The following is a 24457-nucleotide window of genomic DNA, read 5'->3' on the forward strand; positions in this document are numbered from 1 at the left end:
GCTTCCAGTTCCCGTTACCTGTGCGTCCTTGTATTAGCCAATACATCGGAGAGTCGGGAACATGCCTTCACACAAGCCCCTCAAGCCCAGCCGCGCCCTGGCGCTGGCGGTTCATCTAGCCCTCGGCACGCTGCCGCTGCTGGCCCTGCAGCCGGCGCATGCGCAACAGCAGGTGCAGCGCTATGCCATCCCGGCCGGGGCGCTGGGCGACGTGCTGAGCCGTTATGCCCGCGAGTCGGGGGTGGCCATTTCGTTCAATGCCGGCCAGGTCGCCAACCTGTCCAGCGCCGGGCTGCAGGGCAACTATGCCCTGCAGGACGGCTTCGCCGCGCTGCTGTACGGCCACGGCCTGCAGGCCCAGGCCAGCAGCGACGGCTACGTGCTGGTGGCGCTGCCGGCGGCCAACGGCGCGGTGGAGCTGGGCGCCACCAGTATCAACGGGCAGGTGCTGGGGAGCACCACCGAGGGTACCGGCTCCTACACCACCGGGCCGATGCAGACGGCCACCAAGCTGCCCCTGAGCATCCGCGAAACCCCGCAGTCGGTGAGTGTGATCACCCGCCAGCGCATGGACGACCAGGACATGCAGAGCCTGGAAGATGTGCTCAAGAACACCCCCGGCATGTCCATGACCAAGGACGGCCCGCAGCGCCCGACCTTCTATGCTCGCGGCTTCACCGTCGAGAACCTGATGAACGACGGGCTCTCCAACGACCTGTCGCATTACCTCTCGCGGGACATGAACTCCACGCCCGACATGGCGATCTACGACCACGTCGAGGTGGTGCGCGGCGCCACCGGCCTGATGCAGGGCTCGGGCACGCCGTCGGCGGCGATCAACATGGTGCGCAAGCGCCCCACGGCCGACCCGCGCCTGAGCATCACCGGCAGTGCCGGCAGCTGGGACAACTACCGTACCGAGGTCGACGGCTCCGGCGCGCTCAACGACAGCGGCACCCTGCGCGGCCGGATGGTCACCGCCTACCAGACCCGCAACAGCTTCCAGGACGTGGCCGATACCGAGCGCTCGGTGTTCTATGCCATCGGCGAGGCCGACCTGAGCGACAACAGCACCTTCACCCTGGGGCTGTCGAACCAGAGCGTCAACAACACCTCCACCTGGGGCGGCCTGCCCACTGGCATCGACGGCAGCGACCTGCACCTTTCGCGCTCCACCTACCTGGGCAACGACTGGGAATACTGGGACCAGGACAACACCACCCTGTTCAGCCGCCTGGACTATCGCCTGGACAACGACTGGAAGCTGCTGCTGGCGGCCAGCCGCACCTGGTCGAAGCTCAAGATGCTCGGCAGCATGACCGAGCGCATGGGCGATGAGGGCGAGGTGTTCGGCCAGTACCTGGGGCAGTACCACTACGACGACGAGCAGAGCAGCTATGACGCCTATGCCACCGGACCGTACCAGTTGCTGGGGCGTACACACGAACTGGTGGTGGGGGCCAGCCGCCGCGAGCTGACCTTCGAGGGCAAGGGCAACTACAGCGACGACCTGATCGGCATGAACATCCATGCCTGGGACCCCGGCAGCCTGCCCAAGCGTCGCCTGGACCTGAACTACTGGCACCAGGACCGCGAAACCTCGCAGACCGGCACCTACGTCACGTCGCGCTTCAACCTGGCCGACGACCTGAAGCTGATCGTGGGCGGGCGCCTGGACTGGTACGACAGCGAATCCCAGACCCGCAACGGCACGCGCCTGGGCAAGCCTGTCAACGTGAGCGTCACGCGCAACCTGACCCGCTACGCCGGGGTGATCTACGACCTGGATGCGCAGCATTCGGTGTACGTGAGCTACACCGACATCTTCAAGCCGCAGTCCGAGCAGGATGCCAGCGGCAGCGAACTCAAGCCGATCGAGGGCAAGAACTACGAGGTGGGGATCAAGGGCGAGTACTTCGACGGCGCATTGAATGCCAGTGCCGCGGTGTTTCGCATCGACCAGGAGAATCGCGCCAAGACCCTGGAGCGCTACCAGTGCTCCGACATGGTGCCCAGCTGCTCCGAGGCGGCGGGCAAGCTGCGCAGCGAGGGTATCGAGCTGGAAGTGAACGGCACCGTGCTGCCGGGCTGGGAACTGGGCGCGGGCTACACCTTCGCCCAGGTCAAGTACGTGAAGGACGGCGACCCGGCCAACGAGGGACGGCTGTTCGACACCGACATCCCGCGGCACGTGTTCAAGGCGTTCACGACCTACCAGCTGCCGGGCGAGCTCGAGCGCTGGAAGGTCGGCGGCGGGGTGTACCGGCAGAATGCGATCTACAACAAGGGTGACAACTGGTACGCCACCGACAGCACCTACCGCATCGAGCAGGATGCCTACACCTTGGTCGACCTGATGCTCAGCTACAAGGCCTCCGAGCACCTGGACGTGCGCCTGAACGTGAACAACGTGTTCGACACCAGGTACTACCAGAGCATTGCCACCAACACGGTGTATGGCGGCAACTTCTACGGTGACCCACGCAATGCGATGCTGACGTTGCGCTGGTCGCTCTGAAAGGATCAGGCCGGCTCCTGCGGGCGTGCAGGAGCCGGCCTTGCCGGCGAAGCGGCCGGCACTTTTCTTCAGGCATGAAAAAAGGGCCTACCTTTCGGTAAGCCCTTTTTAGTACTTGGTGGCTACACAGGGACTTGAACCCCGGACCCCAGCATTATGAATGCTATGCTCTAACCAACTGAGCTATGTAGCCAAGTGGCGCGCATTATTCGCCCGAAACGATGTTGTGTCAACACCCAATTTCAAAAAATTTAACGCCCGATCAACCGCTTAGCCAAAAACCCCTCAGAACCTGTAGGTGAAGTTGGTCATCACGTTGCGTGGTGCGCCGTAGGTGCCGTACAGGCCGGCCATGCTGTAGTACTCGCGGTCGAACAGGTTGTTCAGGTTCACCGAGGCTTCCAGGTGCTCGTTGATGTCGTAGCGCGCCATCAGGTTGGCGATGGCATAGCTGCCCTGGGTGAAGGTGTGCAGGTCGTTGCCCACCTTGCTCTGCCAGTTCACGCCACCGCCCACGGTCACCTTGTCCAGCACCCCCGGCAGGCGATAGCTGGTGAAGGTCTTGAGGCTGTGACGCGGCAGCACGGTGTTGATGCGCTCGTCCTGGTTGTCGGTGGTCAGGGTATAGGCATACCCCGCCGACGCCTGCCAACCCTCGGCCAGTTCGCCGTTGATCTCCATCTCGATGCCTTTGGAGGTGGTGTCCTGCTTGGCCTCGTACACGTTGTCGTGCTGCCAGATCGCCAGGTTGTCCTGTTCGAGCTTGAACACCGCCACGCTGGAGTTCAGCTTGCCGTCGAAGTGGCTGCCCTTGATGCCCATCTCGTAGCCGATGCCCTGCATCGGGTCGATGGGCTTGAATTGCGCGTCCTGCACCCACGACCCCTGCGGGTTGAAGATCTTGGTGTAGCTGGCATACAGCGACCAGGTGTCGTTCAGGTCGTACACCACCCCGGCATAGGGGATGAACACGCCGGTTTCCTTGCGGTCGGTGTTGCTGCTGGCCGCGCCATAGGGGCGGTCCTCGGTCTTGCGCTCCCAGTCGATCAGGCGGCTGCCCAGGATCAGGTTCAGGTCGTCGCTCAGGTGCAGGCGGGTGGTGAGGTAGGCGGCGTACTGGTTTTCTTCCTGTGACGACTTGCCGCTTTCGGTAAACGCCGGCTTGGGCTGCTTGCCGTCCCAGTCGAAGATGTTGTCGATCGACGCACCCGGGGTGGCGTTGTAGTCGTAGCGCCAGCCGCCCCACTCGGGCACGCTCTGGCTGAACTGCGACAGGGTCACGCCGCCAATCAGTTCGTGCTCGCGCTCGAACAGGCTGAACGGGCCGGTCACGTACAGGTCCAGGTTGTCCTGGCGCGGGGTGCCCGAGAAGCGCACCGGCAGCTGGCTCATGCCGCTGCCGTCCGGGTTCAGGTCGCCCATGACGAAGCCGAACAGCTCATCGAACTTGTTTTCCGAGTGGCTGTACTCGAGCTTGCCGCTCCAGCCGTTGCCCAGTTGCTGCTCCACCGAGGCGAAGTAGCTGGTCTGTTCGTGGTCGTTGTACGACCAGGTGGGTGCGCTGTTGATCGAGCGGCTGAGGTTGCTGCGCTCACCGTTGCTGAACCGGGTGGGCAGGCCGCTGCGCAGCGGCGAGTCGACGTCGGTGCGCAGGTAGCTCAAGCCCAGGGTCAGCAGGGTGTCTTCGCTCAGGTCGAATTCGGTGATGCCGTACAGCAGCTGGGTGTCCTGCTTGTAGCGGTCGACCCAGGCCTTTTCGGTCTTGTAGTCGGCCACCAGGCGGCCGCGCACGTTGCCGCTTTCGGTCAGCGGGCCGGACACGTCGAAGCCGCTGCCGTAGCGGTCCCAGGTGCCGGCCGAGCCGGTGATGCTGGCCTGGCCCTCGTAGGTGGGGCGCTTGCGGATCAGGTTGATGGTCGCCGACGGGCTGCCCATGCCGCTGATCAGGCCGCTGGCGCCGCGCACGATCTCCACCCGGTCGTACATCGCCATGCTTTGGGTGTAGTTATCCATGCGCGTGGTGGTAGGCACGCCGTCCACTTCGTAGTTCTGGATCACGAAGCCGCGCGAATAGTAGCTGTCGCTCTCGGCGCCCAGGCCGTCACGGGTGACGATGATGCCCGGGGTGGCTTCCAGGGTATCGGTCAGGGTGCTCAGGCGCTGGTCGTCCAGGCGCTGGCGGGTCATCACGGTCAGCGCCTGCGGGGTTTCCCTGGGCGTGAGGTTCAGGCGCGTCGAACTGCTGGAGGAGTAGGTGGTGTACAGCCCGGTGCCTTCGGTGGTCGAGCCTGGCGCCTTGCCCGAAATGCTCACGGCATCCAGTTGCAGGCCGCTGCCCAGATCCACCGGCAGCTCGATCAGGAAGCTGTTGGGGTTGGGCTGGCTCAGCCGTGCGCTGCTGCCGGTGAGGGTGCGCAGCGCCTGTTCGGCGGTGTACTGGCCCTGCACCTCGGGGGACACGATGCCCGCTACCTGGTTGGCGTCATAGATCACCTGGTAGCCGCTTTGCGCGCTGAACAGCTCGATGGCATCGACCAGCGACTGCGTCGAGATATGGAAATCGATGCGTTGCGTCTGGGCCTGAGTGGCCTCGGCGGCCTGCACGGCGGCGCCTGGCAGCAACGCCAGCAGGCTGGCGGCCAGGATCGCGCTGGCCAAGGGTCGACGGGTGAATGCGACGTCACGTGGGTACTGCATGGTTCCTCCCCCAAGAAGGTGCAAATGGTAATGCTTCTTATGTTGGGGGTGTGACGCAGCAGAAACGGGAATTACCGCGCCGTCGGCAAAATATTTTCAGCGCACGATCAGCCAGTGCCCCAACACGGCATCGGCACGCAGTTTCTGGCTGCTGAGCAGGGCATCGAGGGCGCTGTCGGCCTGGTCCAGGTTGAAGCTGCCGCTGACCCGTCGCTGGCCGGCGGCCTCGTTGAGCAGCACCAGGCGGGTGCCCTTGTAGGTGGCCAGCTGTTCGAGCACCTGCTGCAACGGCACATCGCGCACCCGCAGCTGACCGTCGCGCCAGGCCAGCAGGCGTTCGGCATCCACCGTCTGCGGCGCATCGAGCCGTTCGCCGTGCAGGGTCAGGCGCTGGCCGGGGCTCAGGCGCTGGCGCTGGCTGGCGGTGCTGACCTCGACGCTGCCGCTGAGCAGCACCACGTCATCGTGCTCGCCACGGCTGACCGAAAAGCGCGTGCCCAGCACCTGCACCCGGGCCTGGTCGACCTCCACCACGAAGGGCCTGCCGTCGTGCACCACGTCGGCGAACACCCGGCCCTGGCGCAGGCGCACGGTGCGGGTGTCGCCGTCGAGGTCGATGTCCACCGCGCTGGCGCTGTCCAGGCGCAGGCGCGAACCGTCGGCCAGTTGCACCTCGCGGCGCTCGCCGGCGGCGGTGGCGTAGTCGCTGCCCAGCGTGTGCAGCGAGGGCACCAGCAACCAGCTCAGGCCGGCGCCCAGCAGCAGGCTGGCGGCGGCCGCATACAGCGGCCAACGGCTTTTCTTGGCGCGGTGCCGGTCGGCCTTGCGCACCCGGTGGGCGGGCAGCTCCAGGGTCTGCCAGAGCTGTTCGACGGCGGCCAGCGCGGCGGCGTTCTGTGCGTCGTGCACCCAGGCGTCGAAGGCGTCGCGTTCGGTGGGCGTGAGGTCATCGGCACGGCGCCGGGTAAACCAGTGCAAGGCCTGCTGTTCGCGTTCAGCGCTGGGGGAGTGATCGGGCGTCATTCGGCTTCGTTCGGCTGGCGCGCGTGCAGGGCGGCGGCCGCGCAGTGGCTCAGGGCTTTGTTCAGGTGGCGCTCCACGGCGCGGGGCTCCAGGCCCAGGCGTGCGGCGATGTCCTTGTAGCTCATTTGCTCGACCCGGGCCAGCAGAAACACCTCGCGGGTGGGCGAAGGCAGGCCGTCGATCAGGCGCTCCAGATGGTCGAGGGTATTGCCGGCCACGGCGCTGCGCTCGGGGCTGGTGTCGGTGAGCAACTGGTCGAGGGCCTGCTCGTCGCTGACCCCGCGCACCTGGTTGCGGCGCGCGTGGTCGATGCTCAGGTTGCTGGCGATGCGGTAGAGGAAGGCGCGCAGGTTGCCGACCTCGCTGCGCTCGCTGTGCATCAGGCGCACGAAGGCGTCCTGCAAGAGGTCGCGCGCGGTCTCCCGGCAGCGCACCCGACGGGTGAGAAAGGCCAGCAGCTCGTTGCGGTGACGCTGGTAGAGCAGCGTCAGGCTTCGGTCTTCCTGATTGTCGGGCATGGAGTGGTCGGGGCTCGCTATGGGTGTGGGAGCGGGCTTGACCCGCGATGCAGTCACCGCGCATGTGCCTGGCTCCGCGGCGATGCAATCGCGGGTCAAGCCCGCTCCCACAAGTGCTCGCGATGCTAGCGTTACTGAGAATTATTAACAAGTAGCCCACTCACTGAAAAGAATAGTGCGCTTGCTAACGAATTCTGGATAATTGGATCCCGACCACCCGATGGACGTTTTCCCATGGCCTTGAGCACTGCCCCGTCAAGTACGCCCGCCAGCACCGCCGCGCCCAGCCAGAGCAGCCCGCTGGTGATGCGCATCATCGCTGCCTGTGCGCTGGCGCACCTGATCAACGACCTCATCCAGGCGGTGCTGCCGTCGATCTACCCGCTGCTCAAGGCCAACTACGGGCTGAGCTTCACCCAGGTGGGGCTGATTACCCTGACCTTCCAGATCACCGCCTCGCTGCTGCAACCGGCCGTCGGTTTCTATACCGACCGCAAGCCGATGCCCAACCTGCTGCCCCTGGGCACCCTGTGCACCCTGGTGGGCATCGTGATGCTGGCGTATGTCGGCAGCTTCCCGATGATTCTGCTGGCTGCGGCACTGGTGGGCATCGGCTCCTCGACCTTCCACCCGGAAACCTCGCGCATCGCGCGCCTGGCCTCGGGCGGGCGCTTCGGCCTGGCGCAGTCGACCTTCCAGGTCGGCGGCAATGCCGGCTCGGCGTTCGGGCCGCTGCTGGCTGCCGCCATCATCATCCCGTTCGGCCAGGGCAACGTGGTGTGGTTCGGCCTGTTCGCGCTGTTTGCAGTGATCGTCACCTACGGCCTGAGCCGCTGGTACCGCGGCCACCTGGCGCTGTTCAAGGCCAAGGCCGGCCAGGCCGCCACCCACGGCCTGAGCCGCAACCGGGTGATCGGCGCGCTGGTGGTGCTGGGCCTGCTGGTGTTCTCCAAGTACTTCTACATGGCCAGCCTGACCAGCTACTTCACCTTCTACCTGATCGAGAAGTTCGACCTGTCGGTGGCCAGTTCGCAGCTGTACCTGTTCCTGTTCCTGGGGGCGGTGGCTGCCGGGACCTTCTTCGGCGGGCCGATCGGCGATCGCATCGGGCGCAAGGCGGTGATCTGGTTCTCGATTCTGGGCGTGGCGCCGTTCACCCTGGCGCTGCCGTATGCCGACCTGTTCTGGACCAGCGTGCTCAGCGTGATCATCGGCTTCATCCTGGCTTCGGCGTTCTCGGCCATCGTGGTGTACGCACAGGAGCTGGTGCCGGGCAACGTGGGCATGATCGCGGGGATCTTCTTCGGCCTGATGTTCGGCTTTGGCGGTATCGGCGCGGCGCTGCTGGGCTACCTGGCAGACATTCACGGCATCGAGTACGTGTACACGTTGTGCTCGTACCTGCCGCTGTTCGGGCTGCTGGCGATTCTGCTGCCGTCCACGCGCAAGCGCTGACAGCGCGCCGGCCAGGCGTCGATGCGATTGACGCCTGGCCGGGGTTTCACCTAGAGTGCCGGCCTTCCTTTTCCTGTAGTCGACCCATGAAACGTTTCTCCCGTCCTTGCGCAGCAAAGCCGCCGGTAGTCCAGGCCCTGCTGTGCGACTGGCCGTGCGATACGGTGCTCAAGCGTCGGCGCAGCGTCCTGTTCGCCTTCACCTTTTCTCCTCCGCGCGCCTGAACTGACCGTCGCTTTCAGAACACAGTCATGTTGATGCCTGCGCGCATGTGCGCGTCGGCGGGTTTCGGAGTTGTAGATGAACACGCGTTTGCTGGCGGGCCTTCTGTTCGCCGTTTCGATCGTAGGGTTGAGCCTGGGCGCCACCCTGCCACTGGTTTCCCTGCGCCTGCTCGATGCCGGGGCCAGCACCCTGCACATCGGCATCCTGTCGGCCGCGCCCGCTGCCGGCATGATGCTCTCGGCGTTCCTGGTGGACGCCTGCTGCCGCCACCTCACCCGGCGTACCATCTACCTGCTCAGCTTCGGCCTGTGCGCCCTGAGCGTGGGGCTGATCGAGTGGGCGTTCGACTCCACCTGGCTGCTCGGCCTGCTGCGCCTGGGCATGGGCGTGGGCATGGGGATCGCGATCATCCTGGGCGAATCCTGGGTCAACGAACTGAGCGAAGAGCACAACCGCGGCAAGGTCATGGCGCTGTACGCCACCGCCTTCACCGGTTGCCAGATGCTCGGCCCGACCATGCTTGCGCTGTTCGGCACCCATAGCCCTTGGGTGATCATCGTGGTCAGCGGCTGCTATGCCCTGGCCCTGGCGAGCATCGTGTGGACAGTGCCCAACGACTATGTGGAGCACGGTGACGACGGCGAGAAGAGCTTTTCGCTGGGCGGCTTCTTTCGTGTGGCGCCGGCCCTGTGCATGGGCGTGCTGTTCTTCTCGTTCTTCGATGCGGTGATTCTCTCGCTGCTGCCGGTGTACGCCACCAACCACGCCTACGCGGTGGGCGTGGCGGCGCTGATGGTCACGGTGATCCTGACCGGCGACATGCTGTTCCAGTTGCCGCTGGGCTGGCTGGCCGACCGCTGCGAGCGCACCACGGTGCACCTGGTGTGCGGCGTGGTGGCGATGCTGATCGGCCTGGCGCTGCCGTGGCTGATCCAGGTGCAGTGGCTGCTGTGGCCGGCGCTGGTGCTGCTGGGGGCGGTGGCGGGCGGGGTGTATACCCTGGCGCTGGTGCTGATCGGCCAGCAGTTCAAGGGCCAGGACCTGGTCACGGCCAATGCCAGCGTCGGCCTGTTGTGGGGTGTGGGCAGCCTGGTGGGGCCGCTGGTCAGTGGCGCGGCCATGGACGTCGCCCCCCATGGCCTGCCGATGGCACTGGCGGCGATGGCCGCGCTGTTCGTGTGCTTTGCCCGTAGCTCGCGGCGCAAGGCCTATGCGGCCCGCACCGCGCAGTAGCGGCCGGCCTCAGAAGCTTGCGCGCAGGGTCAGCGAGACGTTGCGCGGGTCGCCGTAGTAGTACCCCGTGGCCGTGGCGCCCACCTTCTTGTAGTAGTGCTTGTCGAACAGGTTGTTGGCGTTGAGCTGCAGCGAATAGTGCTGGTTGAAGCGGTAGCCCAGCAGCGCGCTGTACACCGCATAGCCGCTTTGCGAGGCCACGGCATTGCCGTTGCGCGAGTAGATGTCGCTTTGCGCACTGACCCCGCCACCCACGGTCCAGGCGTCGTATGCCCCCGGCAGGCGGTAGCTGGTGAACAGCTTCAACTGGCGCTTGGGGTCGGTGGGGCGCAGCACGTTGCCGGTGTTGCTGAGGGTGTCCTTGAGGTACTCGGTGGTGGTGTAGGTGTAGCCGCCCGACACCTGCCAGCCGGGCAGCACTTCGCCGGTCACTTCCAGTTCGAACCCTTCGCTGCGGTTCTTGCCGGCGGCCACCTTGCAGTGGCCGCTGGTGTAGTTGGGCAGGCACGGGTCGGGGCTGCCCAGGTCATCCAGGGCGTTGCCCACCTGGTAGATGCGGAACACCGCCAGCGAGGTGTTGAGCCTGCCATCGTAGAACTCGCCCTTCACGCCCAGCTCGTAGGCTTCGCCAGTGACCGGGTCGAGCACCGCGTTGGACGCATCGGTGGCGCTTTGCGGGTTGAAGATCTCGGTGTAGCTGCCGTACAGGCTCAGGTTGCTGTTCAGGTCGTAGATCAGCGCCGCATACGGCACGATCTCGCGGTCGACGCTGTACTTGCCTGAGGTCTTGAGGTTGTTTTCCTGCTTGTAGTCGTACCAGTTGATGCGCGCGCCGATCACCGCGGTCAGCGGGTCGGCCAGCGAGATGCGCCAGGTGGCGTGCGCCGCCTGCTGGGTGGTGCGGGTCATCACCGGCTTTGCGCTGATGTTGATCGACGGCTCGGGCAGGCTGGTCTTGGGGTCCCATTCGCGAATGTCGAACACCCCGGAGGCCGTGAAGTTGGTGGCCGAGGCAGTGGAGTCGTTGCGGATGCGCTCCACGCCCACCATCAGTTCGTGCTCGCGGCCCAGCAGCTGGAAGGGGCCGTTGAGGGTGGCGCTGAGGTTGGTCTGCTCGCTTTCGCCGCCGTCGCCCTCGGTCACCTGGTAGTTCATCAGGTAGGGGTTGGTGGTGCTGGCGCGGGTGAAGTAGGTCTGCTTGAAGCCGTGGTCGTCGAGGCGAAACTGCGTGCGGGTGCCCGATACCTTGAGCGTCCAGTCGTTGTCGAACACATGCTCGAGCTCGGCGAAGGTCTGCAGGTTGCTGCGGTTCCATCGGTTCCAGTCGGCGCCCAGGTAAGTGCTGCGCGAGAGCTTCAGCGGCGAGCCATCGAAGTTGGCCGGCAGGCCGCCCCACGAGCCGGTGGCCTCCAGCTCGGTGTATTCGATGCCACCGGTGAGTGTGGTGCGTTCGCCCAGGTCGGCGGCCAGCACGCCGTAGAACACGTTCTTGCGCTCCATGCGGCTGTCCTGGAACGAGTCCTTGTCATCGTGCACGGCGATCATGCGGCCGCGGATCGCGCCGTTGTCGGTCAGCGCGCCTGACAGGTCGGCCACGTAGCGCTGCGCATCCCAGGAGCCGGCGGTGACGCTGGCCGAGGCCTGGAAGTCCCGGGTAGGGCGCTTGCGCACCAGGTTGACGGTGCCCGAGGGGTTGCCCGCGCCGCGCAGCATGCCGGTGGCGCCGCGCAGGATCTCGGCGCGGTCGATGATCGCCGAGTCACTCTGGATGAACGAGCCGCCGCCACTGCCTTGCACCACGGTGGCGCCGTCATACTGGATGGCGTCGATCTGGTAGCCGCGCGAGTAGTAGGTGACGCGCTCGCTGTCGACGTAGTCGACCACCACACCCGGGGTCTGCTCCATCAGGGTGGTGAGGTTGGTGATGTTCTGGTCGTCCAGGCGCTGGCGGGTCAGCACCGACACCGATTGCGGCGTGTGGCGCAGGGTCTGGGGCATCTTGCCGATGGTCACCGCACCGGTGGTGTACGAGCCGCTGTGCTCGGTGGTTTCGCCCAGGCGGTCGCTGGAGATGCTGGTGGCACCCAGCTCCAGGGCGTCGCCGATGTCCACCGCCGGCAGCAGCAGGAAGCTGTTGGCCGACTTCTGCTGCACCTGCACGCCGCTGCCCTGCAACAGCAGCGCCAGGGCCTGGGCGTTGTCGTGGCTGCCGGACACGCCGGCGGTGGTCTTGCCCTGCAGGCTGGCGGCGTCATACGACAGGTTCAGCCCACCCTGGCGGGCCATCTGCTCAAGCGCTGCGTCCAGGGGCCCTGCGGGAATGTTCCAGCGTTGCACCTGCTGGGTGGCCGCAGGTGCGGCAGCGCCCAGCAACGGCGCAGCGGCGGCGCTCAGGGCCAGGCCGAGCAAGGCGCCACGCACGGCGCGCTGAAGGGGATCGGGGCGGGCAACACTGGGGTGGATCATTCGGGGCTCCTGAGAAGAGACAGACGTTTCGCCTTTATCCCTACAGGCCGAAGCTGAATGAGAAACCACCTCATTTATTTTTCAAACAGATTCAAGCCGGGCTGACACTGACCCAGTAGCGGGTGCGGTAGTCGATGCGAATCGGCAGTGCCTCGGCCACCAGCGCCAGGATCTGGTCGGTGTCGGCCAGCTGATAGGTGCCGAACACCTTCAACCCGGCCACCGCCTCGGCGCAGCGCAGCACGCCGGGGCGGTAGCGCGACAGCTCGGCGATGAACTCGCCCAGGGGCATCCGCTGCACGCTGAGCACGCCTTCGCGCCAGCCCCACGGGTCGGCGTGAGTCACGGCCGGGCCGACCTGGCCGCTGGCGCTGAACAGCAGTTGCTCGCCGGGGCGGGCGATGCGCGGCGCGGTGCCGTTGCCGGGGTACAGCGTCACGCTGCCCTGGCGCACCGCCAGCAGGGTGCCGTCGGTACGTTCGCGTACCAGCAATTGCGAGCCTTGCGTTTGCAGTACACCGTCACGGGTGGTCACGCGCAGTGGGCGTGGGTCGTTGCCGGTATCGATGGACACCTCGCCCTGGATCAGGCTCAGCGCGCGCAGGTCGGCCGCGAAGCGCAGGTCGATGGCGCTGGCGGTGTTGAGCTGGATCACGCTGCCGTCGTTGTTGTGGAAGGTGCGCCGCTCACCGGTGGCGGTGTGCTTGTCGGCCAGCAGGGTGGGCAGCCCGAGCGGCTCGCGACCGACCCAGCCCAGGGTGCCGGCGGCGCCGAGCAGGCCCAGCAGCTTGAGGCTGTCGCGCCGGCTGATGCTGCGTCGCTGCGTGCCCTCCAGGGTGCGCCGACTGAGCTCGCGGGGCAGGCTGCTGAACTCCTCGCTCATGGCCTGGACCTGGGCCCAGGCCAGGGCGTTGTGCGGGTGCTGGTCGAGCCAGCGACCAAAGGCCTGTTCGGCCTGTACGGTGGGCGTGTTGTAGCGCAGTTGCACCAGCCATTCGATAGCCTGGTCGACGTGGGCCTGGCCCGGTGCTGGCTCAGCCCCGGGCATGGCGCAACCGATAGCAGACGCCCATGGCCTTGGCCAGGTCGCGCTCCACCGTGGCGCGGGACACACCCAGCTGTTCGGCGATTTTCGGGCAGCTCATGTCGTCCAGTTGCGCGTGCAGAAACACCTGGCGCACCCGTGGCTTGAGCTGCATCAGCAGGCGGTCGAGGCGTTGCAGGGTATCGAGGATCATCCAGCGCTGTTCTTCGCTGGGCGCGTGCGCGGCGGGCAGGTGGGCCAGGCTTTCGAGGTAGGCCTGTTCCAGCGCGCGGCGACGAAACTGGTCGATCATCAGGCCGCGGGCGATGCTGCTCAGGTAGGCACGCGGCTGCTTGAGCGGGTGCGCGTGGCGAGCCTTGAGCAGGCGCACGAAGGTGTCCTGGGCCAGGTCGGCGGCGTGGGCGTGACAGCCAACGCGGCGCTGCAGCCAGGTGTTGAGCCAGGAGTGGTGGGTACGGTAGAGCAGGTCGACCTCGGACGGAGGGAGCGTGTCGCTGGTGGGCATCGTCGGTCGGGGCCTGCGCGCAAGAAGTGATTGTGAATCGTTCGCATTCTATGCGGGGAGCAGGGCGCGATGCAATTGGTGGGCGTGCGGGCCGCTTTGCCAGCCGTTCTTCAGCCAGCCACCCGCAATCCCGAGCTCGCCCGCACCTGCAACTGCGGCGCCAGAATGATCGACTCCACCGCTTCACCCTTGATGCGCTTGAGCAGCAACTCCACCGCATGCCGACCCATCTCGGCCAGCGGCAGGCGCACGCTGGTCAGCGGCACGATCAGTTCGTTGGCCAATGGTGTGTCGTTGAAACCCACCACGGCGATGTCCTTGCCCGGCTCCAGGCCCTTGTCCCGCGCGGCGCCCATCAGGCCGATGGCCAGAAAGTCGTTCACCGCGAAAAACGCCTGGGGGCGCGGGTTCAACCCCAGCAGGTACTCGCCCTGCTTGTGCCCGGTGAGGCTGTCGAACGGGCCATTGAGCGTCCATTCCGGGCGCAGGGTAATGCCCTGTTCGCGGTAGTACCGGGTAAAGCCTCGCGTGCGGTCGGCACCGGTGGAGGCGTGCCGCTCGCCCGCCAGGATCGCCACGTCGCGACAGCCCAGGCGGTACAAGTGCTCGGCCGCCAGCCAGCCGCCCAACTCGTCATCGCTGCCCGCCGTGAGGTGCCCGGCAATCTGCCGGCTGACCAGCACGTAGGGGATGTGCTTGCGCCCCAGCAGCTCCAGCAATGGCTGCTGCTCGCCCACGTGCGAGTCGCCCACGATCAACCCCGCCACCGAGCGGCGCAGGGCATGCTCGGCCCGCGCCAGCTGGCGGGGTTGCTGATCGTCGGTATTGGACACGAAGGTCAGGTAGCCAGCCTGTTCGGCGGCGGCGTCGATGCTGTCGTAGATGGTCGCCATCACCAGGTCGGTAAGGCGCGGCATGAGCACGCAGATCTCCTGGCTTTTGCGCAACTTCAGGTTGGATGCCTGCGTGTTCGGCCGATAATCCAGCTCTTTCGCCAACGCGCGAATGCGCGCCACCACCTCGGCCGATGCCGCGCGCTCGACCCCGGCAGGGTCGCCATTGAGCACCCGCGACACGGTGGAAACGTGCACCCCGAGGGCGGTTGCCATGGACTTCAAGGTGGCAGGGCGTGATGGAGTGGGCATGTTCGAGGGGCTTCCAACCGTGGCTGATTTCGGGGCGCGATTCTAACCCAATCGACGGCTTGTCTCGGCAAACAACCTTTACCCAAACGATTGACTAAATGTTTTTGTGTGAATACATTCGCTCAACCCAAACGTTTGGGCAACACAATAAAAATACGCCGGACGCGGCCGCATTTTTGACTTCTGCCATCACTTGAAGAGTCAGATCCCTATGAACAACCCACCCGTTCCGCGCTTTCGCTACCAGATTTTCTTCCTGATCATGCTGATGGCGCTGCTCAACTACATCGATCGTGGTGCCATTTCGTATGCCTCGGCCAGCATTCTCCCCGAGTACGGTTTCGACAAGGCCGACTGGGGCAACGTGCTGGGCTATTTCGGCTACGGCTACATCGTCGGTGCGTTGATCGGCGGCATCCTGGCCGACCGTTTCGGCGCCAGGCGCGTATGGCTGATCGCCGGCGGCACCTGGTCGATCTTCGAGATCGCCACCGCCTTTGCCGGCGACATGGGCCTGGCCTTCATGGGCGGTTCGGCCATGGCCGGCTTTGCCACCATCCGCGTGCTGTTCGGCTTTGCCGAAGGCCCGGCGTACTCGGTGATCAACAAGAGCGTGGCCAACTGGGCCACGCCCAAGGAACGCGGCTTCGTGGTCTCGGTGGGCCTGCTCAGCACACCGCTGGGCGCCTTGCTCACCGCCCCGGTGGCGGTCGGCCTGCAGACCCTGACCGGCGACTGGCGCAGCATGTTCGTGGTACTGGGCGTGGTCAGCCTGGCGCTGCTGATCTTCTTCATGACCCGCTTCACCAACACCCCGGATGAAAACCCGCGGGTGTCCGAGGCCGAGCGCGAGTTCCTGCGCCAGGAGCGTGCCGCTGCCGCCAACGCCAGCACCCCGACCACCAGCGTTGCGCCGATCTGGCACTTCTTCAAGAACAAGGACCTGCTGCTCAATGCGGTGGGCTACTTCTCGTTCGTGTACGTCACCTTCCTGCTGCTGACCTGGACCCCCAAGTACCTGCAGGACGAGTTCCACTACAACCTGTCGTCGCTGTGGTACATGGGCATGATCCCGTGGACCGGCGCCTGCTTCACCGTGCTGCTGGGCGGCAAGATCTCCGACCTGCTGCTGCGTCGCACCGGCAACCTGAAGGTGGCGCGCAGCTGGCTGGCCGCAACCTGCCTGCTGCTGACCACGCTGTGCTTCATGCTGGTGTCGCAGGCCCAGACCGTATGGGGCGTGATCGCCCTGATGACCCTGGCCAACGCCCTCAACGCGCTGCCCAACTCGGTCTACTGGGCCGTGGTGATCGACACCGCGCCATCCAACCGCGTCGGTGCCTACAGCGGCATGACCCACTTCATCGCCAACACCGCCTCGTTCATCGCGCCGATGCTCACCGGCTACCTGACCGTGCGCTATGGCTACTCGTCGATGTTCGTGGCCGCCGCCGTGGCCACGGCCCTGGGCATGAGCGCGATGCTGATGGTGCGCCCCGGCAGCCGGCAGGTTGTCCCTTCCCCTACACCTGCAACGGTTTGATGGAGTTGCCTGTATGAACCTGGCCAAGCCAACCCACACTGGATACTTTTTTGGCCTGTCGGTCGGCGACCTGGCGCGGCGCCTGCGCGCCGGCAGCCTGACGAGTGTCGAGCTGACCCAGGCCGCGCTCGACAGCATCGAGCGCCTGAACCCGGCACTGAATGCCTTTGTCGCCGTGGATGCCGAGGTGTCGCTGGCGCAGGCGCGCAAGGCCGACGAACTGTTTGCCCAGGGCCTGGACCTGGGCCCGCTGCACGGCATACCGGTAGCGATCAAGGACAACATCGACACCTTCGACCACGTGACCACCTATGGTTCGGCGCACTTCGAAGGCTTTCGCCCCACGCAGGACGCCCTGTGCGTGCAGCGCCTGCGCGAGGGCGGCGCGGTAATCGTGGGCAAGACCCTGACCCACGAGTTCGCCTATGGCCCCACCGGCGACCGCTCGCTGCAGGGCGCGGCGCGCAACCCGTGGGATGCGCGCTGCATCACCGGCGGTTCGAGCGCTGGCAGTGCAGCGGCGGTGGCCAGCGGCATGGTGCCGCTGGCGCTGGGTACCGACACCGGCGGCTCGATCCGCATTCCGGCGGCCTTGTGCGGCGCGGTCGGCTTCAAGCCGTCGTTTGCTGCCGTGCCGCTGGACGGGGTGTTCCCGCTGTCGTCGAGCCTCGACCACGTGGGCCCGATTGCCAACCATGTGGACGATGCCCGGGTAGTGTTCGAAGTGATCGCCGCGCGTACCTGCGCGCCGGCCACGCTGCGTCGCCCGCTGCGTGTAGGCTGGATCGAGCCGGGCACTTTCGGGCCATTGGACGCCGACGTTCAGGGGCAGGTGTACCAGGCTGCGCAGCAGCTGTTTGGCGATGCACTGGAGCAGACCGGCGAGCTGGAGCCGTTGGTGGCGCAGCTCAAGGACACCTTGCTCACCCTGCAGCGCGCCGAGGCCTACGACGTGCATGCCGAGCGCATGCAGACGGCGCCGCAGCTGTTCGAGCAGGAGGTGCGCGAACGCCTTGAGCTGTCACGCGAGGTCAGGGGCTGGCAGTACATTCGCGCCCAGGCCGGCCAGGCTCGGCTCAAGGCGGCGATGGCGCGGCTGTTCGAGCGTTATGACTTCCTGGTCTCGGCCAGCGTGCCGATCACCGCGACGCCGGTGGATGCGCGCGAGGTACAGGTGGGTGAGCAATGTATCGACGTGCGTGCTGCAGTGCTCAGTTACACCAGTGCCTGGAACCTCACCGGCCTGCCGGCCATCAGCCTGCCGGCAGGGCAGGTGCGGGGCATGCCGGTGGGGCTGCAGGTGATCGGTGCGGCGGGTGCCGACGATCAGCTGCTGCAGTTGCTGGCGCAGCGCTACGTTCGCACTTGATGCAGCCTCAGAACGTCCACTTGGCATTCACCATGGCATTGCGCGGTTCGCCGTAGGAGCCTGAGTTGAAGGTGCCCAGGCCGTCGTAGTAATGGGTGTCGAACAGGTTGTTGAGGTTCAGGCCGACCGTGAGGTGTTCATCCACCGCATAGTTGGCCAGCAACCCGACCACCCCGTAGTCACCCTGGTGTGCCTTGGTGCCGTAGGTGCCGTTGACCGCGTAGATGTCGCTCTGCCAGACCAGGTTGCCGCCCACGGTCAGGCGGTTCAGCTGCCCCGGCAGGCGGTAGGTGGTGCCGAGCTTGAACAGGTTCATCGGCTGGTTGGTTTCGACCCGATTGCCGTCCTTGTCGTGGGATTCACGGTAGGTATAGCCGCCGATGATGTTCCAGCCCGGCAGCACTTCGCCGGACACTTCGGTTTCGATGCCGCGCGTGGTGGTACCGGCAATGGCCCGGTAGATTTCGCGCCCTTGGGGGGACTCGCCGACGTACTGCGGGGTGTTCTTCTGCTGCACTTCGAACAGCGCCAGGCTCGCATTCAGCGCACCGTCGTAGAACTCGCCCTTGATGCCCAGTTCGTAGTTGTCGCCTTGCAGCGGCTCCAGCGAGGTGTTGCTGGCAGTCTTGTAGTAGGTCTGCGGCTGGAAGATGTTGGTGTAGCTGGCGTACACCGAGAAGGTGTCGTTCAGGTCCAGCACCACACCGGCATACGGGGTGACCACGCCGGATTTTCTGGTACGGTCGCGGCTGGTGCTGGCGCCGGTCAGTTCGTCGCTGCTGTCGTCTTTCTGATCCCACCAACTGACCCGGGTGCCGAGGATGATCGACAGCGGGTCATAGGGTTTGAGGCGCAGGGCCGTGTAGGTGCCCGACTGGCTCAGGCGGGTCAGGCTTTCTTCGGTCTTGGACAGGTGCGGCTTGCCGCCCGGGTTGCCATCCCACTGGTTGATATCGTCGACCGCCGGGTTGGCACGTTGATAGGTCGGGTAGTTGAGGTGGGTGTAGGCGATGTTGGCACCCACCACCAGTTCATGCTCGCGCCCACCCAGCTCGAACGGGCCGCTGGCGTACAGGTCGGCGTTGTCCTGGGTCTGGTAGCTGTCCAGGCGGTTGATGTACATCGACACGCCAGCGCCGGTCTGCGGGTCGGGCGCCCCGGCACTGGCCGAACCGGTCACGCCGCGGCGGTAGGCGTACTGGTGGCTGTAGGACGCCTTGAGGCTCCAGTCGTTGGCGAGTTTCTGCTCCAGCACGCTGGTGAAGTTGTACTGGGTGTTGTCCAGGTAGCTCCAGCGGGCTCCGGGGTTGAACGAGCGGGAAAAGTTCGTCGCGCTGCCATTGTTGTTGAACAGCGGAATGTGCCCGAAGCTGACCCCGTCGGAGTTGTTGTTCTGGTAGTCCAGGCTCACGCGCAGCAGGGTGCTTTCGCTCAGGTCGAAATCCAGTGCGCCGTAGATCACGCGCTTGTCGGTCTTGTACCAGTCGACGAACGAGTTGGCGGTTTCATAGGCGCTGACCAGGCGGCCGCGCACCGCACCCGAGTCGGTCAGCGGGCCGGCGACGTCGAATTCGCCCCGGTAGCGGTCCCAGGCCCCGGCTTCTCCCGAGACGTAGCCCTGGAAGTCGGCCGTGGGCCGCTTGCGCACCAGGTTCAGGGTGGCCGAGGGCGAGCCCGCACCGCTGAGCAGGCCGGTGGCACCGCGCACCACTTCGACACGGTCGTAGATCGCCATGTCCGACAGGGTGCTGGTGAATTGCTGCGACTCGTTGGCCACCTGGGTCGGGATGCCGTCGTACTGTATGTTCTGGATCTGGAAACCGCGCGAGTAGAAGGTATAGCGGTCGCTGTCGCGGTGGTTGCTCGACAGGCCGGGGGTGAACTTGACCACATCGTCGAGCGAGGCAAGCTTGTGGTCGTCCAGTACCTGGCGCGGGATCACGGTGACCGACTGCGGGGTTTGGCGCAATGACAGGCCGAGCTTGGTGGCGGTGCGGGTCTGGCCGGTGGTGTAGGCGCCGGTGTTCTCGGTGGTCTCGCCCAGGCCTGCGCCGTTGATGCTGGTGGCGCCCAGTTCCACGGCGTTGCCGGTGGGGGCGGTGATCAGCTGGTAGCGGTTTTCGCCAGTGCGCACCACGCTCAGGCCCGTGCCGGCAAGCATGCCGTGCAGGGCCTGCTCAGGGGTACTTGCGCCGGTCACGGGCCGGCTCTGTTTGCCGGCGGTCAGGGCGGCGTCGCTGGCCAGGTAGATACCGGCCTGGCTTGCCAGCTGGTTCAACTGGCTGGCCAGGGGGCCGGCGGGGATGTCCAGTGGCGCGGCGGTGGCGGCGCCGCTGGCGAGTGCAATGAGCAGGGCCAGGGGGCGTTTCAACAGGGCAGGGGCAGAGGCGAGTGGCATGCAGAATCCTTCGGGCGCGCAGGGGTGAAAGGGTGTTCTCCTCTAATTCGAATGAGCCGCAAAAACCGGAAGCACCTGACGCTTTTTATTTTTCGGCAGGCTCCAGGGTCACCCACCAGTCGAAGCGTCGCGACACTCGCACCGGCAAGGCGCTTTCGAGCATGGCAAGCACCTGGTCGGTATCGTTGAGCGGGTAGGTGCCCATGACCCTTAACGATGCGATCAGCGGGTTCACCGCCAGGTGCCCGCGCCGATGGTCGGCCAGCTCTGCAATGAAATCCCCCAGTGGCATGTCCTGCGCCACCAGCAGGCCTTGGCTCCAGGCCTGGCGTTGGGCGCAGGCCGGCGTGGTGGCGGCCATGGTGCTGGCATCGAAGCCCAGGCCCTGCCCCGCATTGGCGACCCGCTGTATTGCGCTGGCGGCACAGGTGGCGCGTACCGCGCCGTCGTACACGTTGAGCAGGGTGCGGGCGCCCTGCTGGCGCACACTGAAGCGCGTACCCAGGGGCACCAGGCTGCCGGCCCGGGTCTGCACCTGGAAGGGCCGCGCCTCAGCGGCGGTCTCGATCAGCACTTCACCGCTGTACAGGGTCAGCAGCCGGCGCTGACCGTCCAGTTGTACATCCAGGGCGGTGGCGCTGTTGAGCCACAGGATGGTGCCGTCGGCCAGCACCTGGCGACGTACCTCGCCCACTGCGGTGGTGGTGCCGGCAGTGAGCGCTTGCAGGTCGTCCACCCAGTGGCGTTGCCAGCCCAGCCAGCCCAGCGTCGCCCCACCGCTGAGCACGCACAGGCTGCTTAGCACCTGGCGGCGGGAGCGTTGCATGCGCCGCAGGCTGGCGAGCGTCTGATGCGCCGCCCCGGCTTGCGGTTGCAGGCTGTCGAAGCGCTGGCTGATGCGCTCCACGTAGGTCCAGGCGATACGATGCTGTTCCTGTTGTTCCAGCCACTGTTGCCACTGGCCCCGCAAGGCCGCATCGGCTGGCGCGGCGCGCAGGCGTGCGAACCAGTCGGCGGCCTGCTCCAGGGTGGCAGAGTCCAGGGCCGCGCTCACAGCAAGGCCCCGTCCAGCTCCACTTCCAGCAGCAGGCACTGGAGCATGGCCTGGGCCATGTACTTGGTGACCGTGCGTTCGCTTACACCCAGCTGCGTGGCGATCTGGCGATAGTTCAGGCCCTGCAATTGCGCCAGGCAAAAGGCTTCGGCCACAGGTGCCGGCAAGCGTTCGAGCATGGCCTGCAATTGGCCCAGGGTCTCCAGGATCAACGCCTGGTGCTCTTCGGAGGGGGCGATGCGTTGCGGCTGGTTGGCCAGCGTCTGCTGCCACGCACGCTCGACCTGCTTGCGGCGCTGGAAATCCACATACAGGTGTTTGGACACCGTACTCAGGTAGGCCCGCGCATGCCCGTCGCTACTGAACTCGCGCGGTTGCGCGAGCAGGCGCAGGAATACGTCGTGGGCCAGCTCTGCGGCATCGTGCACGTTGCCCAGACGCCGCGCCAGCCACTGCTGGATCCAGCCGTGATTGTCGCTGTAGAGGCTGGCCACGTTGGTACGGTAGCCGCAAGGAGGGGAGGTCATCGTGTGGCGCCCGTACCGAATGAGAATAGTTATCAAGTATATTCAGCCGGCGGGCATTGGGCAATCAGCGCAAGCAAGGGGCTGGCTTGCGCTGATGGGGGTCAGATACGTGCGAGTGCCTGGGCCAGGTCTGCGCGCAGGTCATCGAGGTCTTCCACGCCTACCGACAGGCGCACCAGGGCGTCGCCAATGCCCAGTTGCGCGCGCGTCTGCTCGGGGATGGTGGCATGGGTCATGATCGCCGGGTGCTCGATCAGGCTTTCCACACCGCCCAGGCTTTCGGCCAGGGCAAAGATCTGTACCTGCTCCAGGAAGCGTCGGGCACCGGCCAGGTCGGTAGCCAGGTCGAGCGAGATCATCCCGCCAAAACCGTGCATCTGCTGGCGCGCCAGGGCGTGCTGCGGGTGCGAGGGCAAGCCGGGGTAGTACACACGCGCCACCTGCGGTTGCTGTTCGAGCCACTGCGCCAGTGCCAGGGCATTGCTGCAGTGGCGCTCCATGCGCAGGGCCAGGGTCTTGACCCCGCGCAAGGTGAGGAAGGCATCGAACGGGCCGGCGATGGCGCCCACTGCGTTCTGTATGAAGCCCAGGCGCTCGGCCAGCTCGGCGTTGTCACCCACCACGGCAATGCCGCCGATCACGTCCGAATGCCCGTTGAGGTACTTGGTGCTCGAGTGCACCACGATGTCGAAACCCAGTTCCAGCGGGCGCTGGATCCATGGGCTGGCAAAGGTGTTGTCTGCCACGCAGAGGATGCCGCGTGCGCGGCAGAGGCGTGCGATGGCCGCCAGGTCGCTCAGGCGCAGCAGCGGGTTGCTCGGGGTTTCGATGCACACCATGCGCGTGTCGTCCTGCAACGCTGCCTCGAACGCGGCAAGGTCGGACAGGTCGACGAAGCTGAAGCGGTGCCCGGCGCTGCGCCGACGCACCCGTTCGAACAGGCGGAAGGTGCCGCCGTACAGGTCATTGCCCGAAACGATGTGGGAGCCGGCATCCAGCAGTTCGAGCACCGCCGAGATCGCCGCCAGCCCGGAGGCGAAGGCGAACGCCTGGGTGCCGCCCTCCAGATCGGCCACGCAGCGCTCCAGTGCCCAGCGCGTGGGGTTGTGCGAGCGCCCGTAGTCCAGGCCCTTGTGCACGCCGGGGCTCTGCTGGATGTAGGTGGAGTTGGCATAGATCGGCGGCATCAGCGCGCCGGTGGACGGGTCGGGCGATTGCCCTGCATGGATCACGCGGGTGGCGAAGGCGGTCTTGTCGTGCTGGGTCATGGGAGTGCTCTGCGCAAGTGGTTAAGCATATCGACACGGGTGATCAGGCCGTGAAAGCCCGAGGCGTCGGCAATGATCGCCACCAGGCCACGGTCCAGTTCGGCCTGCAGCGCCGCCAGGCTGGCAGACGGCGGCAGGGTTTCCAGCTGGTCGGTCATGGCGCTGGCCACGCTCAGGGAGAAGTGCGACGGGTCTTCATGCATGCCCAGCAGGATGTCGGATTCATCGATCACGCCCACCAGGCGCTGGCCGTCGACCAGCACCGGCAATTGCGACACGTCGGCCAGGCGCATGCGCTGGAAGGCAGTGAGCAGGGTGTCGTCGGGGCGCACGCTGATCACCCGGCCATCCTCGAAGCGGCGCGCGATGAGGTCGCGCAGGTCGCCGTATCGGGTGCGCTGCAGCAGGCCCTGGTCGGTCATCCACTGGTCGTTGTAGACCTTGGACAGGTAGCGCGTGCCGGTGTCGCACACAAAGCTGACCACGCGCTTGGGTTCGGTCTGCTCGCGGCAGTAGCGCAGCGCGGCGGCCAGCAGGGTGCCGGTGGAGGAGCCGCCCGGAATGCCTTCGGCGCGCAGCAGCTGACGCGCATGCTCGAAGCTTTCCTCGTCGCTGATCGAGTAGGCCTGGCGCACGCTGGAGAGGTCGGCGATCGAGGGCACGAAGTCCTCGCCGATGCCTTCTACCGCCCACGCCCCAGGCGTGATCAGGGTGCCGCTGCGGCTGTACTCGGCCATCACCGAGCCCACCGGGTCGGCCAGCACCATGGCCAGGCCCGGCTGCACGCGCTTGAAGAAACGGGTCAGCCCGGTAAGGGTGCCGGCCGAGCCCACGCCGACCACGATGGCGTCCACATCGTGCTGGGTCTGCGCCCAGATTTCCGGGGCGGTGCTGGTCTCGTGGGCCAGCGGGTTGGCGGGGTTGTTGAACTGGTCGGCGAAGAACGCATCGGGGATGTCCGCCGCCAGCCGTGCGGCCACGTCCTGGTAATAGTCGGGGTGGCCCTTGCCGACGTCGGAGCGGGTGATGTGCACCTCGGCGCCCATGGCCTTGAGGTGCAGCACCTTCTCGGTGGACATCTTGTCGGGCACCACCAGCACCACCCGGTAGCCCTTGGCCCGCCCGACCAGCGCCAGGCCCAGGCCGGTGTTGCCGGCGGTGGCCTCGACGATGGTGCCGCCGGGGCGCAGGCGCCCGTCGCGCTCGGCGGCATCGATCATGGCCAGGCCGATGCGGTCCTTGATCGAGCCGCCGGGGTTCTGTGATTCGAGTTTGAGGAACAGTGTGCAGGGGCCGGTATCGAAGCGGCTCACCTGCACCATCGGGGTGTTGCCGATCAGGGCAAGTACGGCGGGGTTCGAGGCGTTGGGCATGACGTCATCTCGCTTCGGGGTCGTTTGACCTTAGGCGCAGATCAGGGGCCTCGCAACCCTGTCCGGCCAGCCGGTTGCGCCTCCAGGCGCAGCGC

At 66.2% G+C, this 24457-nt stretch carries 18 protein-coding genes and 1 tRNA gene; 6 read left to right on the plus strand and 13 right to left on the minus strand.

What is annotated here, in order from left to right; translation table 11 throughout:
- Window positions 1-61 precede the first annotated feature (61 nt).
- Complete coding sequence (locus tag B4I46_RS05200) at window positions 62-2518, plus strand: TonB-dependent siderophore receptor (protein ID WP_286898896.1); 2457 nt, start codon at window positions 62-64, stop codon at window positions 2516-2518.
- A 116-nt stretch (window positions 2519-2634) separates the two neighbouring features.
- Here the strand turns inward: B4I46_RS05200 and B4I46_RS05205 are convergent.
- From B4I46_RS05205 to B4I46_RS05220, 4 genes are all read right to left on the minus strand, one after another.
- Window positions 2635-2711: transfer RNA gene (locus tag B4I46_RS05205), tRNA-Met, on the minus strand.
- Window positions 2712-2803: 92 nt separating this feature from the next.
- On the minus strand, window positions 2804-5215 hold the full coding sequence (locus B4I46_RS05210) for a TonB-dependent siderophore receptor (RefSeq protein WP_229589128.1): 2412 nt from the start codon (window positions 5213-5215) through the stop codon (window positions 2804-2806).
- Window positions 5216-5311: 96 nt separating this feature from the next.
- A complete protein-coding gene (locus B4I46_RS05215; protein WP_043864309.1) occupies window positions 5312-6238 on the minus strand; it encodes a FecR family protein in 927 nt (308 codons plus the stop codon).
- Window positions 6235-6756 (minus strand): RNA polymerase sigma factor, encoded by a 522-nt coding sequence (locus tag B4I46_RS05220; protein WP_054916253.1) that lies wholly within the window; start codon window positions 6754-6756, stop codon window positions 6235-6237. The genes B4I46_RS05215 and B4I46_RS05220 overlap by 4 nt, the downstream gene beginning before the upstream one ends.
- A 234-nt stretch (window positions 6757-6990) precedes the next feature.
- On the opposite strand from B4I46_RS05220, the gene B4I46_RS05225 reads away from it, so the two are divergent.
- The 3 genes from B4I46_RS05225 (at window position 6991) to B4I46_RS05235 (ending at window position 9669) form a co-directional block, all read left to right on the plus strand.
- Complete coding sequence (locus B4I46_RS05225; RefSeq protein ID WP_088515261.1) at window positions 6991-8211, plus strand: MFS transporter; 1221 nt, start codon at window positions 6991-6993, stop codon at window positions 8209-8211.
- Window positions 8212-8297: 86 nt separating this feature from the next.
- Window positions 8298-8435, plus strand: coding sequence for a hypothetical protein (locus tag B4I46_RS05230; RefSeq protein ID WP_168186857.1), 138 nt, complete (start codon window positions 8298-8300; stop codon window positions 8433-8435).
- 76 nt (window positions 8436-8511) lie between these two features.
- Window positions 8512-9669 carry an MFS transporter gene (locus B4I46_RS05235; RefSeq protein ID WP_210015434.1) on the plus strand — a complete coding sequence of 386 codons (1158 nt, stop codon included), beginning with the start codon at window positions 8512-8514 and terminating at the stop codon, window positions 9667-9669.
- Window positions 9670-9678: 9 nt separating this feature from the next.
- On the opposite strand, the gene B4I46_RS05240 is transcribed toward B4I46_RS05235, so the two are convergent.
- The 4 genes from B4I46_RS05240 to B4I46_RS05255 form a co-directional block, all read right to left on the minus strand.
- The gene (locus tag B4I46_RS05240) at window positions 9679-12135 is read right to left on the minus strand and encodes a TonB-dependent siderophore receptor (protein ID WP_286898907.1); all 2457 of its coding nucleotides are present in this window, start codon (window positions 12133-12135) and stop codon (window positions 9679-9681) included.
- Between the two features lie 91 nt (window positions 12136-12226).
- Window positions 12227-13183 carry a FecR domain-containing protein gene (locus B4I46_RS05245; protein WP_043864314.1) on the minus strand — a complete coding sequence of 319 codons (957 nt, stop codon included), beginning with the start codon at window positions 13181-13183 and terminating at the stop codon, window positions 12227-12229.
- Window positions 13170-13685, minus strand: a complete 516-nt coding sequence (locus B4I46_RS05250; protein WP_043864315.1) for a sigma-70 family RNA polymerase sigma factor — start codon at window positions 13683-13685, stop codon at window positions 13170-13172. The genes B4I46_RS05245 and B4I46_RS05250 overlap by 14 nt, the downstream gene beginning before the upstream one ends.
- A gap of 110 nt (window positions 13686-13795) precedes the next feature.
- Window positions 13796-14794 carry a LacI family DNA-binding transcriptional regulator gene (locus tag B4I46_RS05255; protein WP_229589130.1) on the minus strand — a complete coding sequence of 333 codons (999 nt, stop codon included), beginning with the start codon at window positions 14792-14794 and terminating at the stop codon, window positions 13796-13798.
- A gap of 247 nt (window positions 14795-15041) precedes the next feature.
- Here B4I46_RS05255 and B4I46_RS05260 point away from each other — a divergent pair, with 247 nt between their 5' ends.
- Entirely contained in the window at window positions 15042-16373 is a 1332-nt protein-coding gene (locus B4I46_RS05260) for an MFS transporter (RefSeq protein ID WP_286898910.1), read from the plus strand.
- 13 nt (window positions 16374-16386) lie between these two features.
- Entirely contained in the window at window positions 16387-17742 is a 1356-nt protein-coding gene (locus tag B4I46_RS05265; protein WP_058540628.1) for an amidase, read from the plus strand.
- A gap of 7 nt (window positions 17743-17749) precedes the next feature.
- On the opposite strand, the gene B4I46_RS05270 is transcribed toward B4I46_RS05265, so the two are convergent.
- From B4I46_RS05270 to B4I46_RS05290, 5 genes are all read right to left on the minus strand, one after another.
- Window positions 17750-20140 (minus strand): TonB-dependent siderophore receptor, encoded by a 2391-nt coding sequence (locus tag B4I46_RS05270; protein ID WP_043864319.1) that lies wholly within the window; start codon window positions 20138-20140, stop codon window positions 17750-17752.
- 85 nt (window positions 20141-20225) lie between these two features.
- On the minus strand, window positions 20226-21194 hold the full coding sequence (locus B4I46_RS05275) for a FecR domain-containing protein (RefSeq protein ID WP_235593668.1): 969 nt from the start codon (window positions 21192-21194) through the stop codon (window positions 20226-20228).
- Window positions 21191-21721, minus strand: coding sequence for a sigma-70 family RNA polymerase sigma factor (locus B4I46_RS05280; RefSeq protein WP_043864320.1), 531 nt, complete (start codon window positions 21719-21721; stop codon window positions 21191-21193). Before B4I46_RS05280 ends, B4I46_RS05275 begins: the two co-directional genes overlap by 4 nt.
- A gap of 101 nt (window positions 21722-21822) precedes the next feature.
- Window positions 21823-22989: a trans-sulfuration enzyme family protein gene (locus B4I46_RS05285; protein WP_043864321.1), complete on the minus strand. Its 1167-nt coding sequence runs from the start codon at window positions 22987-22989 to the stop codon at window positions 21823-21825.
- Complete coding sequence (locus tag B4I46_RS05290) at window positions 22986-24362, minus strand: pyridoxal-phosphate dependent enzyme (protein WP_043864322.1); 1377 nt, start codon at window positions 24360-24362, stop codon at window positions 22986-22988. Before B4I46_RS05290 ends, B4I46_RS05285 begins: the two co-directional genes overlap by 4 nt.
- Window positions 24363-24457 lie beyond the last annotated feature (95 nt).

Source organism: Pseudomonas sp. UBA7500, assembly GCF_002478435.1.
Taxonomy (GTDB): Bacteria; Pseudomonadota; Gammaproteobacteria; order Pseudomonadales; family Pseudomonadaceae; genus Aquipseudomonas; species Aquipseudomonas palmensis.